The following is a 15,534-nucleotide window of genomic DNA, read 5'->3' as shown; positions in this document are numbered from 1 at the left end:
GTCGTTCCTCCTGCGAGTACGCGTTGTTCAGTTGAGGTCGATAATCGCACAAGCTCGCTCCTTCGGCGGCAAGAGGCAAGGACTAGGTTGCTCCGTTTTGGCAGTGCGACACAAAGGCGGTGCACGGTGAGAGGTCCCGGCGCATCCGAAAGACTTGCCTGTCGCGCCGATCCGTCCGACACGTGGTCCAGCGGCGATTCGAGGAACGACCATGGAACCAATCTGGGCCGTCGGCCTGATGACCGGTACGGTGCTTGACGGCAATATCGACGTGGCGCTGATTAAAACCGACGGCGAGCGCATCGCCGACACCGGCACATACACACTGGCCCCCTACCCGCAATCGATCCGCACCCTGCTCGAAGAGACCCTGCGCCAAGCACGCGTCTGGAATTTCGAGGGGCCGGAGCCGACGATTTTTCGCGAGGCGGAGGAGGCGCTGACGCGCGCGCAGTCGGCGGCGGTCAGGGATTTGGTCGAAAGCCAGGGCATGACGATGGCCGATATCGGCGTCGTCGGCTTCCACGGCCAGACGGTGCTGCATCGCGCCCCGCAGCCGCGACGAATCGGCCGCACGCGCCAGCTCGGCGACGGCGAGCTGATGGCCGCCCTGCTTGGCACCAAAGTCGCCTATGACTTCCGCACGGCCGATGTGGCGGCCGGCGGACAAGGCGCGCCGCTCGCTGCCGCGTATCATGCGGCGCTGCTCAAAGAGGCCGACGCCAGCGGCGACACCGCGGTGCTCAATCTGGGCGGCGTCGGCAACATCACCTGGTGGGACGGCAAAGACAACATCGTCGCCTTCGACACCGGGCCGGCCAATGCGCCGGTCAACGATTTCATCAAGGCGAAGGGCCTCGGCGAGATGGATCGCGACGGCAGACTGGCTGCCGCGGGTACGGTCGACGAGGCAAGGCTAGAGCGGCTGCTGCAGCATCCGTATCTGACGAAGCCTTACCCAAAATCGCTTGACCGCTTCGACTTCACCGCGGCCATGGCCGACGGGCTCGGCGCGGAGGACGGCGCGGCGACGCTGACGGCTTTCACCGTCTCGGCGGTCGGCAAGGCGCTCGATCTGTTGCCGCGCCGGCCAAGACGACTGGCGGTCAGCGGCGGCGGCCGCCGCAACCCGACCATGATGGCGATGCTCGGCCAGCGCGCCGGCGTCGAAGTGGTGCAAGCCGAGACGCTCGGCTGGAAGGGCGACGCGGTCGAAGCGGAATGCTTCGCGTTCCTAGCGGTGCGCGTGCTGCGCGGCCTGCCGATCAGCTTTCCGAGCACCACCGGGGTGCCGCAGCCGATGCGCGGTGGAAAGCTCGCGGGTTAAGACAACTTCTTCTGCAGGAAGATGCGGCTGCGGCCGACCGGAAAATCGGCGAGCGTGCCGAACGGCTGGTAGCCCTGGCGCTGATAGACCTTGGCCGCGGTCGGATTGAAAGTGTCGATCCACGCGGCCTGGCAGCCGCGCGCCAGCGCTTCCCGTTCGGCTGCGTCCAGCATGCTCGCGGCGATGTGCCGGCCACGCCAGATTTCGTCGACCCAGAGCCATTGCACATAGAGCCAGCCCCAGGCGGTGTAACCGGAAATGCCGGCGACGATCGCGCCGGCGTCGTCGCGAACGAAGACGGCGAGCGTCTTCCGGCCCGAGGCACCGACATCGCTGTCGTTGAAGGCGGTCAAGCCCTCGCCGACACGGGCGAGATCCTGCGGCAAGGGCTCGGTGGTGATCTCGAGCGTCATCTTCACGGTGGCTCCGGTGCGGTTCGGAAGCCAGCCTTAGCCAAGGAGCGAAGCGACACGCAAGCCTATTGCCGGGCAGAGCGCCACGCCGCGGCCGATGCCGCCACCAGCATCAGCAAGGCGGCGACCAGGGCGCAGTTGGCGAAGCCGAGGGCGGTGTAGAGCGGGCCGAAACCGGCGGTGCCGACGGTTACGGCGAAATAGGTGACTGCGCTGTTCAGGCCCATGATCGTGCCGCGCCGCGCGGCGTCGAGCGCGGTGAGCCGCATCACCAGAACGTTCAGCCCGAAATGGTTGGCAAGGCCCCAGACGGCGATCGTCGCCATCAGCAGGCCGAAGGCGCCGCTGGCCGAGGCGATCGCCACATAGACGGCGGCGACCAGCAGATAGGCGAAGGGCATGACGCGGCGGGCGCCGAGACGGTCGATGACGCCGTCAAGCAGCGCCGCCGCGCCGAAGCCGAGCCCGTAAGCGATCGCCGCCAGCCCGTTGGCGCTGACCGGCTCGCCGAGACCTTCATGGAGATGATCGCCGAGATAGCCGTAGACGCCATAGAAGGCGGTCATGAAGGCGCCGCAGGCGATCAGCAGCGGCAGGATTCCGGGCACAGCCAGCGCGCCGAGCGGCGACGGTGCCGGACCGCTTTTCCTGGTGTCGCGCAGCGAGCTGACCGACAGGCCGGCGACGGCGGCTCCGGCGAGAAGCGCGACAGCGGCGAAGACGGCCCGCCAATGGATCAGATCGGCAAGCACCGCCGACAGCGACACTCCGGCGACCATGGACAGCGTCCAGCCGGTCAGCACGACGCCGATCGTTCCGCTCTCGCGGCCGGGCGGCGCGATCGCTGCGGAGCTGGCGTAGATCGCCGGCATGGCGACGCCAGCAGCGATGCCGGCAACGAGCTGGGCCGCGACCAGCGCCGCCACCGTCGGCGCGAGCGCGCTGCCCACCAGCGCCAGCGCAAGCAACAGCAGTGCGCCCTGCAGCATGCGGCGGGCGCCGATCCGGTCGATATAGCGGGCAAGAAAAAGCGCGCTGGCCGAGGTGCCGAGGCCGAAGGCAGCGGCGGCCGTCATCACCGCCGGCACGCTTGCCGCGAAGGATGCCGCGACGGCGGGCGCTATCGGCCCGAGAACCAGTGAGTTGGAGCCGATGACGGCGATGCAGCCGGTGAGCAGGTAGGCTGCGGCCGGGATCGGTGCACGGGACGCCGCAGTCAGAATCGCTGATTGATCACTGTTCGACATATCTCCATAATGACCGAATTGAATTCAGCATCAATGGAGAATTTCCAAATGGACTCAGAAACAGATGACGTTCAGCGGAACAAGCAGCCAACCCGTGAGGTCGACCCGATCGACCGAAAAATATTAGGCGTTCTGGTCGACGATGCGACCATCAGTTATGCGGAGCTCGGCGATCGCGTCGGCCTGTCGCCACCGGCGGCGCATGAGCGGGTGAAGCGGCTCAGGCGCAGCGGCGCCATCCGCGCCACCTCGGCGATCATCGATCCGAAGGCGGTGAAGAAGCCGCTGCTCGCCTTCGTGCACATCGATACCAGGGGCTGGGGCAAGACGCCGGAATTGATGGCGATCTCGGAATGCCCGGAAGTGGAAGAGATCCATTCGGTCGCCGGCGACACCTGCATGCTGCTCAAGGTACGCACCGAGGACACAAGGGCGCTGGAAGGCCTGCTGTCTCGTATCTACGAGACGCCGGGCGTGGTCTCGACGCGCAGCTATGTGGTGCTTTCAACCTATCTCGAACGGCCGGTCCAGCCAGAGATCACGGCCGAATGGCCGGCACCCAAACATATGGCGACGCCTGTCTACTAATCCGCCGGCTTACGGGATCGTGGCCCTGCGATAGGTATCGAGGACGCGCGTGACGCTGGCAATCAGAAGCTCATGCGCGGTCGGCGTGATCCGACCGGCGCCGACCTCGGCATCGAGATGGCCGAGATACTGGCTAATCAGGGGGCGTGGAATCTCGCGATCGCCGAGCGCCGCCAGCAGCGCTTCGGTCGCATGCTGCGCATCGGGTGATGGCCAGTAGTAGCGGATGCGGTCGCTGAAGGAGAAATGCCGCTGCAGGCGCTGCTCGTCAGGCGTTCCCGGATAATATTTCTGCCAATTGCCGGGCGAGGCCAGCATGATGCGTTCCATCGCGGCCGGCAGGCTTTCGCGCGAGGGATCGGGCGCGAGCGCGTCGGCGATGTGGCTCAGGCCATAGAGCGCCTCGCGCAACGCGAAGGTGAGCCAGGGGCCGACCTTGAGGATGGCGAAGCCGTCGCGCACGAGCGCGGCCAAAGCTTCGGCGGGCTGATAGTCGGTCGAATGCGCCTCGAAGACGAATTGCGGCTGGCTTTCCAGGGCCGCGACCAGCTTCGTCGCCCTCTCGGGCGCATAGGCGATGATGTCGGCATTGCCGAATTCGACGCCGGGCTGAACGACGATACCGACCGCCCGGGCAAAAGCGGCATCGAGGCCGAGACGGCAGAAGGCCTGGCGATGGAGCTCGACCGTGCGGAGCGCATCGGCCGGCTCGGTCACATGCATATGGTCGAGCGCTTCCAGCGCGCCGCCCGGAACCGGCACTTCGGTGCCGATGATGTAGACGGGTTTTTCATCACCCGAGCGGGCGACCGCCGCCTCGGCAACCGCCGCAAGCTCGGCCGCGCGCGCGGCAATCGTCTCGTCGGCGAGTGCCACGGAATCGTCGGCACAAGCCATGCTGGTGTCGAGATGCAGCTTGGTGAAGCCGGCGGAGGCATAGGCGTCGATCATCGCCGCCGCCTTGTTCATCGCTTCCGCCGCGGGCAGATGCTTCCACGGATTCGGGCCGAGGTGATCGCCGCCGAGGATCAGCCGGTCGAACAGAAAGCCGGTCCTGCCTGCTTGCGTCTCGACGAAGGCTCGAAAGGCGGCCGGGGTCATGCCGGTATAGCCGCCCTCGTGATTGACCTGGTTGCAGGTCGCCTCGATCAGCACATCGGCGCCATTCCTCGCGCCGTGGCGGAGCGTCGCTTCGATCACCAGCGGGTGCGCCGAACAGATCGAGGCGATGCCGCCCTTCGCGCCTGCCGCGCGGCGAGCGGCGATGCCAGCAAATCTTGCCGTGGCGCCGGTCATGCGCGTGCGGTCGCTTTTGCGATGAAGGCCTCGACGTCGGCGAGCCGGTGAATGCCTTCCATCGGCCCCTTGCGGGTAACGGCGAGCGCGCCGCAGGCATTGGCGATGCGCAGTGCATCGGCGGGCGAGGCACCGCGCAGCCAGAAGGAAACGAAGGCGGCGCCGAAGCAATCGCCGGCGCCGGTCGGATCGACTTCCTCGACCACAAAGCCGGGCATGGCGAGCGTGCCCTTGCGGTCGTGATAAGTGGCGCCATCGGCGCCTTTCTTCAGCACGATGCAGGAGATGCCTCGCCCCAGCAATTCGCGGACCGCGGCCTGTTCGTCGCTGGCGGAGGAGAAAAGGAACAGTTCGTTGCCGCTCGGCAGGAAGACATCTGTCTGCGCGAGCACATGATCGAGCGCCTGACGCGTGCCGGACGCCTGCATGATCTCGCGACGGATGTTCGGATCGAAGGACACCGTGCCGCTCTTGGCCTTCACGGCTGCGATCGCGGCGAGTGCGACGTCGGTGGCGCGATCGGAAAAAAGCGAAGAGCCCATGACATGGACATGATCGGCTCCGGCCAAGAGCCGCTTGGCGGCATCGTCCATTTCCAAAAGGCCGGCGGCGCTGTTCCGGATATTGAAAACAAAATGCCTGGATGCATCGGTCCGGTAGGCGACGAAGGCGGTGCCGGTTGCATGGCCTTCACGGACGGCGATTGCCGAAACGTCGGCGCCGAGCGCGCTGAGCCGGTCGATGTTCAACTGGCCGAAATCGTCCCCGCCGACGGCGCCGATGAGACCCGCAGGCTGGCCGAGCGCCGCCGCTTGGCCGATGAAGATCGCCGGGGCGCCGGACGGAAAGGGGCCGGCCAGCGGACCGGGCTCGAGGAAGCTCTGGCCGATTGATTCCGCCATGATCTCGACGAGGATCTCGCCGGCTGAGACCAGCTTCTTCATCACGTCCTCCCGGCATTCGCCATGCATGGCTTTAGGGCTTGGAATACGGCCCCCTCTTTTTCACGTCAATTAATAAATTTACGCATGGAATAATTTCTCCGGACGCGTTGAAACTTGCGGAGCTTCCTGTAAAGTTTCAACTTGCAGACGCACGCCGATGCGCCGTATGAGCGCCGGAGCAGCGCCATGGGAGCGAGGTTCCATGCCGCGAGGGTTTGGATGCCGATGACTCACAAGACGATGGAGGAGTTCGCCCGTTCCTGCGGCGTCTCCAGGCCGACCTTGTCGAAATTCTTCGACGATCCGACCAGCGTCAAGCCGGCGACGCGAAAACGCATCGAGGATGCGCTGCGCTCGTCCGACTATCAGCCCAATCTGTTCGCGCGAAACCTCAACCGCAAGCGCACCCGCAGCATCGGCATCGTCGTGCCGACGGTGACCGACCCGTTCTATTCCGAGATGGTCAGCCGCATCGAACTCAGGCTACGCGACGAAGGCTATTGGCCGATCGTCATTTCCTCGCATGGATCGAGCGAACTGGAAGCCGAGGCGACGCGGACGATCTTGTCGTTGAAGGTCTCCGGCGCGCTGATAGCACCGCTCGGCCGGCGCTCGGACCAGCGAGCGATCGAGAAGCTGACGCAGGCGATCCCGATTGTCTATTTCGACACCTATCTCGAAGGCGGCACGCCTTTCGTCGGCAACAACAATGTGCAGAGCATGTCGACCATCGTCGACTATCTCTGCCGCTCGGGCGATGCCCCGGTCTATTTCGATATTCCGCACGTCAATCATAATTCGCGCGAGCGGGTGGAGAGTTACGTCAATGCCATGAAGCGGCTCGGGCAGGAGCCGCTCGTCTTCGGCAATACCGACGACTACACATGGGAGTTCGAACGGATCGGCTACGAACAGACGGAAAAGCTGCTCGGCAATGGCGGCCTGCCGGGCAAGACCATATTGTGCGCCAACGATCGTCTCGCCTTCGGCGTGATGGCGGCCGCCTTCTCGAAAGGGCTGAAGGTGGGCCGCAAGGCGGATTGCGACCTGCGGGTGGCTGCGCATGACGACCACCCGCTCAGCCGCTACACTTGCCCGGCGCTCACCACCATGGCGCAGGATTTCGCGGCGATGGCCGGAAGCAGCGTCGAGACGCTGCTTACCCTGCTCGACGAGGACGGCGCGCCCGTCGCGGCGAAGGTCAATCTCGACGCGACGCTGGTGATGCGCCAGTCGGCCTAGGGATACCGAACTCCCGCTGGGCGATCACGGCGCCTCAGGCAAGCAGGCTCGCCGCCTCGTCTTCGCCGAGCAGCGGCGGCTGGTCGACCGAGCCGACGACGGCGACGGAGTTCCGGCTTTCGCCGGAGGCGAGGATCGCTTCCATGACCTCGAGCACGTGTAGCGCCAGTTCGCCGGACGCGCGGGGTCTGCGCCCTTCCAACAGCGACCGCGCCAAGTCGGCGACGCCGAGCATGCGATAGTTGGCGCGGTCCGGTGCGGCATAGGGCCAGTTGCGCGCGCCGTAGAGCTCGCCTTCGCTCTCGAAATCCTTCCAGTCGGCGCCGTGCGCCGATAGCGAGACCGTGCCGCCAAACGTGTCGGGATCGGGTAGCCTGAGCGAGCCTTCCGTCCCGTGCAGCTCGATCGGATGGTTGGAATGCTTGAAGACGTCCCAGGAGGCGCCGAAGGTGACGGTGGCGCCGCAGTGGAATTCGAGCAGCGACAGGATGTTGGTCGGCGTGCCGACCCTGAAGCTGGTGTTTTTGTAAGGGCCTTCGGCGGTGATCAGGCGCTCGTCCTGACCGCGCGTCGTCATCGCCATGACGCGGGCGACCGGGCCGAGCAGGTTGACCAGCATCGTCAGGTAGTATGGCCCCATGTCGAACACTGGACCGCCGCCCGGCTGATAGTAGAATTGCGGATTGGGATGCCAATGCTCCATGCCGCGCCCCATCATGAAGGCGGTGCCGGTCACGGCGCGGCCGATCGCGCCCTCGTCCATTAGGCGGCGGGCACGCCGCCCGGCTGCGCCGAGGAAGGTGTCTGGAGCCGAGCCCAGCAGCAGATCGCGCTTCGCCGCCTCCGCGACCAGCCGGCGGCCCTCGCCGGCCGAGGTCGCCAGAGGCTTTTCCGTGAAGACGTGCTTGCCCGCGGAAAGCGCCGAATGGGTGATGTCGAAATGCGCCGACGGAACGGTGAGGTTGAGGACGAGATCGACCTCGGGATCGGCCAGCAGCGCATCGACCGGCAGCGCGCGGATACCGTATTCCCTGGCCCGTAGCGCGGCCATGTCGGCGGAAATATCGGCGCAGGCGCGCAGTTCCACGCCGGCGAAAAGTGCTGCGTTGCGCAAATAGGTCATCGATATGTTGCCGCAACCGATAACGCCGATACCGAGCTTCGCTCCTGACTTTGCTTGCATTTTCCTTCCGACCTCCCGATGCGGCATCGCCGCAAACAACCCGCTGCAACGGCGGCGGACCATGTTCCCTACTCGCTATAGCGCATTTTAAATCTTGACGCGCGTAAAATTTTTATAGAGCATGTGAAAATGCTGGCTCGACATCCGAGGCCGCCAGCTCAAAACGATTGAGGAATTTTGCACTCATGAGCCTAGGAACCAAGGTGCGCCTTGCGCGCCTCTTCTCGCATCCGTCCGGGAAGCTTTTTGGCGGCGCGGTCGACCACTTTGTCGGCTACGGCGACGTGCGCAAAGGCGGGCTTGCCGATCTGCCCGGTGCGCTCGCGCGCGTCATGATGGGCAAACCCGACTACGTCAGCATCCAGCCCGGCACCGCGCGCCATCTGTGGCCGCAATATGCGGGCAAAGCGTCTCTGGTGATCCAGGCGGGCTGCTTCACCCCAGACGATCGCATCAGCGAGCTGATTGCAACGCCGGAGGATGCGGTGCGCGCCGGGGCCGATGCGTTGGCCGTTGCCATTCCGGTGCGCGGCGCGACCGAGGGTAAGTACATCCGCTGGCTGACCGACTCGGTGAATGCGGCGGCACGCTACGGCATGCCGGTGGTGGCGCATATCTACCCGCGCGATTTCACCGACGGAGCAAAAATCGTCTTCACCCCCGACGAGATCGCCTATGCGGCGCGCATCGGCTACGAGTCCGGCGTCGACGTGATCAAGATAGGCTACACGGGCGATTTCGAGTCGTTCCGAGAGACCGTCCGGACCTGCCCGGTGCCGGTTGTGATCGCGGGTGGTCCGAAGACCGAGACGCTGCTCGGCGCCCTTCAGCAGACGGCGGACGCCATACGTGCCGGCGCGCGCGGTGCCGTGGTCGGTCGCAATCTCTGGGGGCATGGCGATCCGGAGAAGGCGGCACTTGCCTTTCGGAGCGTCATCCATGACGGCCTTTCGGCAGAAGACGCCCTGGCGAAGGCGGGTGCCTGAACGATGCCCACCGTCCCTTCAATCCTCGGCTTCGGCGCTATTGCGATCGACGACATCGTCTATGTCGATCAGCCGTTGTCGGCGGGCAAGGGGAAGGTTCTGCAAACTGCCCGAACTTTCGGCGGAAATGTCGCGACGGCCCTTGCCGCCGTCGCGCGGCTCGGCGGAACCGCCGGGTTCGTCGGATGGCTAGCCAGTGCCGCTGACGACGCCGTGCTGTGCGATCTCGTTGCGAGCGGAGTTGAAACCGCATTCGCGCCGCGCCACCCGCACGCACGCCCGGTGCGCTCGCGGATCACCGTCGGCTCGGATGGGGAGAGGTTCATCGCGTATGACGACGAAGCGATGCTGGGCACCGCGCCAGACTTTCCGGACGAGGTCCTCAGCCGCGCGGCCGTCCTGATCGTCGATAGTTACGCGATCCGGTCGATGGATGTCGTGGCTCGGGCTCGCGATCTCGGCCTTGCAATCCTCGGCGATATCGAATGGAGCAGCGGCCCAGCCACCGAGAGGCTGATGGGGCTCTGCGACCATCTCATTCTTCCCCTCGGCTTCGCGCGGGCTGCCACGGGCGGCCGATCGCCCGCCGAGGTGCTCGACGCATTGTGGATGCCGTCGCGGTCCACCGTGGTTCTGACTGACGGCGGCAGGGGCGTCTATTATCGCGGACGCGACGAGGCAGGGCTCTGGCACCTGCCTCCGCACCGGGTTGCCGTCGTCGACTCGACCGGCGCCGGTGACTGCTTTCACGGTGCCTATGCCCATGCATTGACGCGCGGAGCCGAGACCGCAGGCCGGGTCGCATTCGCGGCCGCGGCCGCGGCCCTGTCGATAACGGGGCGTGGCGGGCGCGAGGCGCTGCCGACCGAGGGCCAGGTCACGGAACTCTTGGCATCGACGAAAGCCCCGTCGGCAGTCGAACTGAAATCGCACCTCGATACCGGAACATAGTTGAACTATCCGAGGAACATTCGCAGGCGAACATAGGCCGATAATGATCATAAAAACGAGCGGCTTAGCCTTGTGGAGGGAGGAAGATGGCAGAAGTCATTCTTGAGAATATCTGCAAGACCTATGGGAACAACTTTCACGCAATCGACCAATTGAACCTGTCGGTCGAGGATGGCGAGTTCTTGATTCTCGTCGGGCCGTCCGGCTGCGGCAAATCCACCGCGCTGCGAATGATCGCGGGGCTGGAGGACGTGACAAGCGGCAGCCTTCGGATCGGCGGAGTCGACGTCGTCGACATGCCGCCCAAGGACCGCGACATCGCGATGGTCTTCCAGAGCTACGCGCTCTACCCGCATATGACGGTGTTCGAAAACATCGCCTTTTCGATGCGGCTGGCAGGCAAGCCGAAGGCCGAGCGCAAGAAGCGGGTGGACGAGATCGCCAAAACCCTTCAGCTGACATCTCTGCTCGACAGCAAACCCGCGAACCTTTCAGGCGGACAGCGTCAACGGGTTGCCATGGGCCGCGCCATGGTGCGCGAGCCGGCCGCCTTCCTCATGGACGAACCCCTTTCCAATCTGGACGCGAAGCTGCGTGTTCAAATGCGCGCCGAAATCACCAGCCTGCAAAAGCAGCTCGGCGTCACGACCATATACGTGACCCACGACCAAACCGAGGCGATGACGATGGGGGACAGGGTCGCGGTGTTGAAGGGCGGCGTGCTGCAGCAGGTCGACACTCCCAAGAGACTCTATGAATCGCCGGTGAACGCCTTCGTTGCCGGCTTCATCGGTTCTCCTTCGATGAACCTGTTCGAGGCGACGCTGACGGGCGACGAACTGATGTCCGGCACCTTCGCCATCCGGCTGCAGGACGCAGCCTTCGTGCGCAGGCCGTCCTTGAGGTCGTATGCGGGGCGCAAGGTCGTGTTCGGGATCCGACCGGAGGATCTCTATGACAGCAGTCTCGAATCCGGCCGCAAGTATCAGACGATCCCGGCAAAGGTGACCTCGATCGAAGAACTCGGGTCCGAACACATCGTTCATCTCAGCATCGACGCGGTGCGGGTGGACTCCGGCGATCCGGACGCGGTGCAGGATTTCGGCATGACCTCGAACGCGGTGGCGAAATTCGAACCGGTCAGCACAGTCCTGCCCGGCTCGGAGATCCGCTTGGCCGTAGACGACGCCAAGCTCCATTTCTTCGATCCCGAGACGCATCTGGCGATCTGAAGATTTGTCGCAGAGCCCGCAGGCAGGAGCGATGCGCCTGCGAAAGTACTCGTAAGAAGACTTCTGAATGAAGCAGACGATCGTCCGCATTGTGCGGTCGATCTTAAGAAGGAGGAGAAAATGACGTTTCGGATACGACCCGCGATGCTGAAAATGGCCGCGGCCGCATGGCTGCTCGGCGCAACCGGCGCCATGGCGGACACGACGCTGGAATTCACGCAGTGGTGGGAGCCAGAGCTGCCCGCAGGCTCCTTGCGCAAAATCATGGACGAGTTCGAGGCTGCAAACCCCGGGATCAAGGTGACGCTGGTCAGCGGCCCCTATGCGACCACGCGAGACCAGATCTCGGTCGGTGCTGCGACCGGAACGCTTAGCGACGTTGTCGGTCTCGATGGCGCTTGGGTGAACAATCTGAATGCGCAAGGTGCGCTTTCCGACATGAACCCGATGATGGATGCGAGCAAGTTCGACAAAGCCCAGGTCGCGGACATCATCAAGGTGGACGGCAAGGCCGTGATGTTCCCGGTCGCTTCGTTCGTCTATCCGGTGTTCGTCAATCTGGACCTCGCCGCCCAGGCAGGCGTGACCAAGCTGCCGTCGACCCGCGCGGAGTTCCTCGAAGCCGCCAAGAAGATGACCCATGCCGACAAGAACCAGTATGGCTGGGTGCTGCCGCTGTCGCTGCAGACGCCGTCCGGCGTTCAGAACGACATGATGTCGTGGGTTTGGGCTTCGGGCCAGTCGATGATGGCGAATGGCAAGCCCGACCTCGAGGGCAAACCGGTGGTGGATATGCTCAGCTTCGTGAAATCGCTCAACGACGCCGGCACCATCTCGCCCGGCATCGCCACCAAGACGGAACAGGAGAAGGTCGAGGAATTCGTCAACGACCGGGTCGGGATGATGATCGACTCGCTCGCGCATGTGAACCTCATTCGCAAACGCAATCCCAAGCTGAACTTCGACCTCATCCCGGTGCCGGTCGTGGAGAACTACAACGGCAAGCGCGGCCTTCCCTATGCCTCCTGGGGTATCGGTATCTCTGCCGGCTCGAAGCACCAGGAGGAGGCCTGGAAGCTCGTCCAATATCTGATGAGTGAAAAGGTGAACGCCAAGCTCGTGTCGCTTGCAAACGCCTTCCCGGGCAACGTCAACGCCAAGCCCGATTTCGTGACGTCCGACAAGGCATTCGCAAAGGCTTTCGAAATCTTCAAGACCGGTTATCTCGCCAACGAGTTCACGGGTCTGCCGGTGGCGGAAGACCTGATGACCCAGTTCGACGTGGAAGCCCAGAAGATGCTTGCCGGCGAGCAGTCTCCGGAACAAGCCGCAGCCAACGCTCAAAAGGGCTGGATGGCGAAATTCTGATCGGCCTGTTCCCCGTTCACTTTCCGACCGGGTGGCCTGACTTCGGGCAGGCCACCCGGCCACAACGGATCGGTGGACCCGTGTTCCGAAGCTCACCTTCTCTTGAAGGCGTATTTCAAGGTTGGCACATGACCCCGCAGAAGCGCTCCCATCACAGACTGAAACGAGCGGTCGCACCCTATCTCTATCTGTCGCCCTCGCTCCTCATAATCGGTCTTCTGATGCTGCTGCCGATGGTGACGGTGATTGCCTATTCGTTCCAGAACAGCGCGGTGCTGCGCCGTGACCCATCCTTTGCCGGACTGAAACACTACCAGGCGATCTTTGCCGATCCGGTGTTTTGGGCTTCGCTGTGGCACACGCTCTACTTCACTTGCATGAGTGTCGTTTTCCACATGACCATCGGCATGGTCTTCGCACTCATGCTGAACAGCGACCGCATCAATCCGATGCTGCGCAATATTCTGCGCGTGCTCTACATACTGCCTTGGCTGTTCACTGCGGTGATTATCGCCGTGATCTGGCGCCTCCTGCTTGAGCCGAACGGGGTCGTGAACAGCATTCTCATGCAGATGGGCATCATCGGTTCCAAGGTCGAGTGGTTTTCCTCGCCCGAGACCGCGCTGCACGCCGTCACCTTCGCCAATATCTGGGCGGGGTACCCGCTTTTCATGGTCAGCCTGCTCGCAGGCCTGCAGGGCATTCCCAAGGATTTCTACGAGGCCGCCGATATCGACGGCGCCAAGGCCTACCAGAAGCTGATCTTCATCACGATCCCGCAGTTGATGCCGATCATCATCAGCATCTCGCTGCTCGACTTCATCTGGACCATGCAGGTCTTCCCATTGATCTGGATAACGACGGGCGGTGGTCCGATCTACTCGACCGAGGTCCTCAGCACCTACACCTATAAGCTGGCGTTTTCGAGCTACAACCTGTCTCAGGCGTCGGCGAGCGCTGTGGTCATCCTGCTGATCTCGCTTGGCCTGACGCTGTTCTACATCCGTTATCAAAAGGCTCGGTAGTCCATGAGGAAAAGGCACACGCCGAAAGACAAGCTGATCACCGTCGCGCTCCATGTAGCGCTTGTCGCGGGGCTCTTTTTCGCGGCCTTCCCGATCTACTGGATGCTCAGCAGCTCGTTCAAATCGAATACTGAAATCTTTGCCCTGCCACCAACCATCCTGCCGAAGGCCTTCACGCTGGAAGCGTACGCAGCCATCGTTGGCGACCCGGTAAAGCTGCGCTTCTTCTTCAACAGCTACTTCGTGGCGGCAGCGGTGACCGTGCTGACGGTGCTGATCGCCTTGCTGGCGGCCTACGGGTTCAGCCGCTTCAACTTTCGCGGCAAGGGCAGCCTGAACACACTCATCATCAGCACGCAGACGATTCCGCCGATCACGCTTCTCATCCCCTTCTTCGGGCTTGTCGTCTCATATGGCATCTTTGACACCTATATCGCGCTGATCCTGACTTACCTGGTGTTTACGCTGCCCTACGCGATCCTGCTGATGACGGGATATCTCAACACCTTGCCCCGCGATCTCGATGAAGCGGTGGCTGTCGACGGCGGCACCAGTTGGACAGCGCTTTGGCGGGTGATCGTCCCGATCTCGCTGCCTGGTATCGTGGCGACGTCTGTCTACACCTTCCTGTTATGCTGGAACGAATTTCTCTTTGCGCTGACGCTGACCAAGTCGACGTCCATGCGCACCGTGCCGATCGGCATCCAGCTGTTGATGGGGCAGCACGCCTTCGAATGGAACCAGATGATGGCGATGAGCGTGCTCGGCTCGTTACCGCTTTTGCTCATCTACCTCGTTGCCCAGAGATTCTTCCTCGCAGGCATGACCGCGGGCTCGGTCAAGTAGGACGTCCCTCCCATGAAGACGCAGAGCGACACCAAGGAATGGGCGGTATCAAGGAATGAAAGAATGAACGTGAAAGACCTCAAAGTCGGCTGCCAGACTTTTACCTGGGAGATGCTCGGCGACCGTTTTGGCGGCGGCCCGGACGATCTCATCAAGGCGATTTCCGACGGCGGCTATGCCGGCATCGAGATCACCGACACGATGATCGGTCGCTATGCCGGCAAGCCTGCGGAGTTCGCCGCCGCGTTGAAGGCATCCGGCCTCATGCTGGTCTCGTTCGCCTTCGGCTCGAAGAGCGGCTTCACGCTCAAGGAGAAAATCGGCGAGGACCTCGAAACCGCCGGTCGCTGGATCGACTTCGCCGCCGCCTTTCCGGGAGCGCTGGTGTCGATGGGCTCGGCAACCGTCGTCTCCGACGGCCCGCGCGACCACAAATTCGCCATCGCCGCCGAGGTCTACAACAAGGCCGGCGAACTTGGGCGCAAGGCCGGCGTGCAGGTGGCTGTGCATCCGAGCTCGCATCACAACACGCTGCTCTTCGACCGCGCCGATTATGACCGCATCTTCTCCCTGCTTGACCCATCGCTGGTCGGCTGGGTGCCGGACACCGGACACATCTTGCGCGGTCGTCAGGACATGGCCGATACGCTCACCACCTATCGCGACCGCATTCGCTATGTGCATCTGAAAGACGTCGATGCCAACGGCAGTTGGGCGATGCTCGGCCAGGGTGTCTGCGACACGGCTAAGGTGATCGAGATCGCAAGCGCCGCGCCCAACTTCAACGGCTGGCTGGTGCTGGAGGAGGAATCCGAAACCGCCGCCGCCGATCCGGCTGGCGCGGTGAAGACCAATCGCCAGACCATGCGCGGCTACGGGGCTTGAG

The 15,534-nt window shown here is 63.6% G+C and carries 15 protein-coding genes; 10 read left to right on the top strand and 5 right to left on the bottom strand.

Annotation, left to right across the window (positions count from 1 at the left end):
* Positions 1-211 precede the first annotated feature (211 nt).
* Complete coding sequence (locus P9230_RS12415) at positions 212-1,327, top strand: anhydro-N-acetylmuramic acid kinase (protein ID WP_095800978.1); 1,116 nt, start codon at positions 212-214, stop codon at positions 1,325-1,327.
* Here the strand turns inward: P9230_RS12415 and P9230_RS12410 are convergent.
* Positions 1,324-1,746 (bottom strand): GNAT family N-acetyltransferase, encoded by a 423-nt coding sequence (locus P9230_RS12410; protein ID WP_127240747.1) that lies wholly within the window; start codon positions 1,744-1,746, stop codon positions 1,324-1,326. The genes P9230_RS12415 and P9230_RS12410 overlap by 4 nt on opposite strands.
* 59 nt (positions 1,747-1,805) lie before the next feature.
* Positions 1,806-2,987, bottom strand: a complete 1,182-nt coding sequence (locus tag P9230_RS12405) for an MFS transporter (protein ID WP_278119232.1) — start codon at positions 2,985-2,987, stop codon at positions 1,806-1,808.
* 48 nt (positions 2,988-3,035) lie between these two features.
* Between P9230_RS12405 and P9230_RS12400 the strand changes: the two genes are divergently transcribed.
* Positions 3,036-3,575, top strand: a complete 540-nt coding sequence (locus P9230_RS12400; protein WP_095776664.1) for an Lrp/AsnC family transcriptional regulator — start codon at positions 3,036-3,038, stop codon at positions 3,573-3,575.
* A gap of 9 nt (positions 3,576-3,584) precedes the next feature.
* On the opposite strand, the gene P9230_RS12395 is transcribed toward P9230_RS12400, so the two are convergent.
* Both P9230_RS12395 and P9230_RS12390 read right to left on the bottom strand, forming a co-directional pair.
* Positions 3,585-4,871, bottom strand: coding sequence for a D-tagatose-bisphosphate aldolase, class II, non-catalytic subunit (locus P9230_RS12395; RefSeq protein ID WP_278119230.1), 1,287 nt, complete (start codon positions 4,869-4,871; stop codon positions 3,585-3,587).
* The gene (locus tag P9230_RS12390) at positions 4,868-5,815 is read right to left on the bottom strand and encodes a sugar kinase (protein ID WP_095776665.1); all 948 of its coding nucleotides are present in this window, start codon (positions 5,813-5,815) and stop codon (positions 4,868-4,870) included. The genes P9230_RS12395 and P9230_RS12390 overlap by 4 nt, the downstream gene beginning before the upstream one ends.
* Positions 5,816-6,034: 219 nt before the next feature.
* Here P9230_RS12390 and P9230_RS12385 point away from each other — a divergent pair, with 219 nt between their 5' ends.
* Positions 6,035-7,057 carry a LacI family DNA-binding transcriptional regulator gene (locus P9230_RS12385; protein ID WP_095823886.1) on the top strand — a complete coding sequence of 341 codons (1,023 nt, stop codon included), beginning with the start codon at positions 6,035-6,037 and terminating at the stop codon, positions 7,055-7,057.
* A 34-nt stretch (positions 7,058-7,091) separates the two neighbouring features.
* Here P9230_RS12385 and P9230_RS12380 read toward each other — a convergent pair whose 3' ends face one another.
* Positions 7,092-8,240 carry a Gfo/Idh/MocA family oxidoreductase gene (locus tag P9230_RS12380; protein WP_278119227.1) on the bottom strand — a complete coding sequence of 383 codons (1,149 nt, stop codon included), beginning with the start codon at positions 8,238-8,240 and terminating at the stop codon, positions 7,092-7,094.
* 185 nt (positions 8,241-8,425) lie between these two features.
* Here P9230_RS12380 and P9230_RS12375 point away from each other — a divergent pair, with 185 nt between their 5' ends.
* From P9230_RS12375 to P9230_RS12345, 7 genes are all read left to right on the top strand, one after another.
* Positions 8,426-9,226 carry a class I fructose-bisphosphate aldolase gene (locus P9230_RS12375; RefSeq protein WP_095800983.1) on the top strand — a complete coding sequence of 267 codons (801 nt, stop codon included), beginning with the start codon at positions 8,426-8,428 and terminating at the stop codon, positions 9,224-9,226.
* Positions 9,227-9,229: 3 nt separating this feature from the next.
* Positions 9,230-10,177, top strand: coding sequence for a PfkB family carbohydrate kinase (locus P9230_RS12370; RefSeq protein WP_278119225.1), 948 nt, complete (start codon positions 9,230-9,232; stop codon positions 10,175-10,177).
* An 86-nt stretch (positions 10,178-10,263) separates the two neighbouring features.
* On the top strand, positions 10,264-11,409 hold the full coding sequence (locus P9230_RS12365; protein WP_278056999.1) for an ABC transporter ATP-binding protein: 1,146 nt from the start codon (positions 10,264-10,266) through the stop codon (positions 11,407-11,409).
* 120 nt (positions 11,410-11,529) lie between these two features.
* Positions 11,530-12,777 carry a sugar ABC transporter substrate-binding protein gene (locus P9230_RS12360; protein WP_095800986.1) on the top strand — a complete coding sequence of 416 codons (1,248 nt, stop codon included), beginning with the start codon at positions 11,530-11,532 and terminating at the stop codon, positions 12,775-12,777.
* 128 nt (positions 12,778-12,905) lie between these two features.
* The gene (locus P9230_RS12355) at positions 12,906-13,802 is read left to right on the top strand and encodes a sugar ABC transporter permease (RefSeq protein ID WP_067327670.1); all 897 of its coding nucleotides are present in this window, start codon (positions 12,906-12,908) and stop codon (positions 13,800-13,802) included.
* A gap of 3 nt (positions 13,803-13,805) precedes the next feature.
* Positions 13,806-14,648, top strand: a complete 843-nt coding sequence (locus tag P9230_RS12350) for a carbohydrate ABC transporter permease (protein ID WP_067327667.1) — start codon at positions 13,806-13,808, stop codon at positions 14,646-14,648.
* A 63-nt stretch (positions 14,649-14,711) separates the two neighbouring features.
* Positions 14,712-15,533 (top strand): sugar phosphate isomerase/epimerase, encoded by an 822-nt coding sequence (locus P9230_RS12345; protein WP_095801123.1) that lies wholly within the window; start codon positions 14,712-14,714, stop codon positions 15,531-15,533.
* Position 15,534: the final 1 nt, after the last annotated feature.

It is taken from the genome of Mesorhizobium sp. WSM4887 (assembly GCF_029625865.1).
Taxonomy (GTDB): Bacteria; Pseudomonadota; Alphaproteobacteria; order Rhizobiales; family Rhizobiaceae; genus Mesorhizobium.
The sequence above is the reverse complement of the archived record's forward strand: the minus strand, read 5'-3'. Positions and strand labels throughout refer to the sequence as shown.

Bases quoted from the DNA above. Each gene is read 5' to 3' on its own strand.
- P9230_RS12400 (WP_095776664.1), top strand. From the start codon at position 3,036: ATGGACTCAGAAACAGATGACGTTCAGCGGAACAAGCAGCCAACCCGT.
- P9230_RS12345 (WP_095801123.1), top strand. From the start codon at position 14,712: ATGAACGTGAAAGACCTCAAAGTCGGCTGCCAGACTTTTACCTGGGAG.
- P9230_RS12395 (WP_278119230.1), bottom strand. From the start codon at position 4,871: ATGACCGGCGCCACGGCAAGATTTGCTGGCATCGCCGCTCGCCGCGCG.
- P9230_RS12385 (WP_095823886.1), top strand. From the start codon at position 6,035: ATGCCGATGACTCACAAGACGATGGAGGAGTTCGCCCGTTCCTGCGGC.
- P9230_RS12360 (WP_095800986.1), top strand. From the start codon at position 11,530: ATGACGTTTCGGATACGACCCGCGATGCTGAAAATGGCCGCGGCCGCA.
- P9230_RS12375 (WP_095800983.1), top strand. From the start codon at position 8,426: ATGAGCCTAGGAACCAAGGTGCGCCTTGCGCGCCTCTTCTCGCATCCG.
- P9230_RS12365 (WP_278056999.1), top strand. From the start codon at position 10,264: ATGGCAGAAGTCATTCTTGAGAATATCTGCAAGACCTATGGGAACAAC.
- P9230_RS12405 (WP_278119232.1), bottom strand. From the start codon at position 2,987: ATGTCGAACAGTGATCAATCAGCGATTCTGACTGCGGCGTCCCGTGCA.
- P9230_RS12415 (WP_095800978.1), top strand. From the start codon at position 212: ATGGAACCAATCTGGGCCGTCGGCCTGATGACCGGTACGGTGCTTGAC.
- P9230_RS12390 (WP_095776665.1), bottom strand. From the start codon at position 5,815: ATGAAGAAGCTGGTCTCAGCCGGCGAGATCCTCGTCGAGATCATGGCG.
- P9230_RS12355 (WP_067327670.1), top strand. From the start codon at position 12,906: ATGACCCCGCAGAAGCGCTCCCATCACAGACTGAAACGAGCGGTCGCA.
- P9230_RS12350 (WP_067327667.1), top strand. From the start codon at position 13,806: ATGAGGAAAAGGCACACGCCGAAAGACAAGCTGATCACCGTCGCGCTC.
- P9230_RS12380 (WP_278119227.1), bottom strand. From the start codon at position 8,240: ATGCAAGCAAAGTCAGGAGCGAAGCTCGGTATCGGCGTTATCGGTTGC.
- P9230_RS12370 (WP_278119225.1), top strand. From the start codon at position 9,230: ATGCCCACCGTCCCTTCAATCCTCGGCTTCGGCGCTATTGCGATCGAC.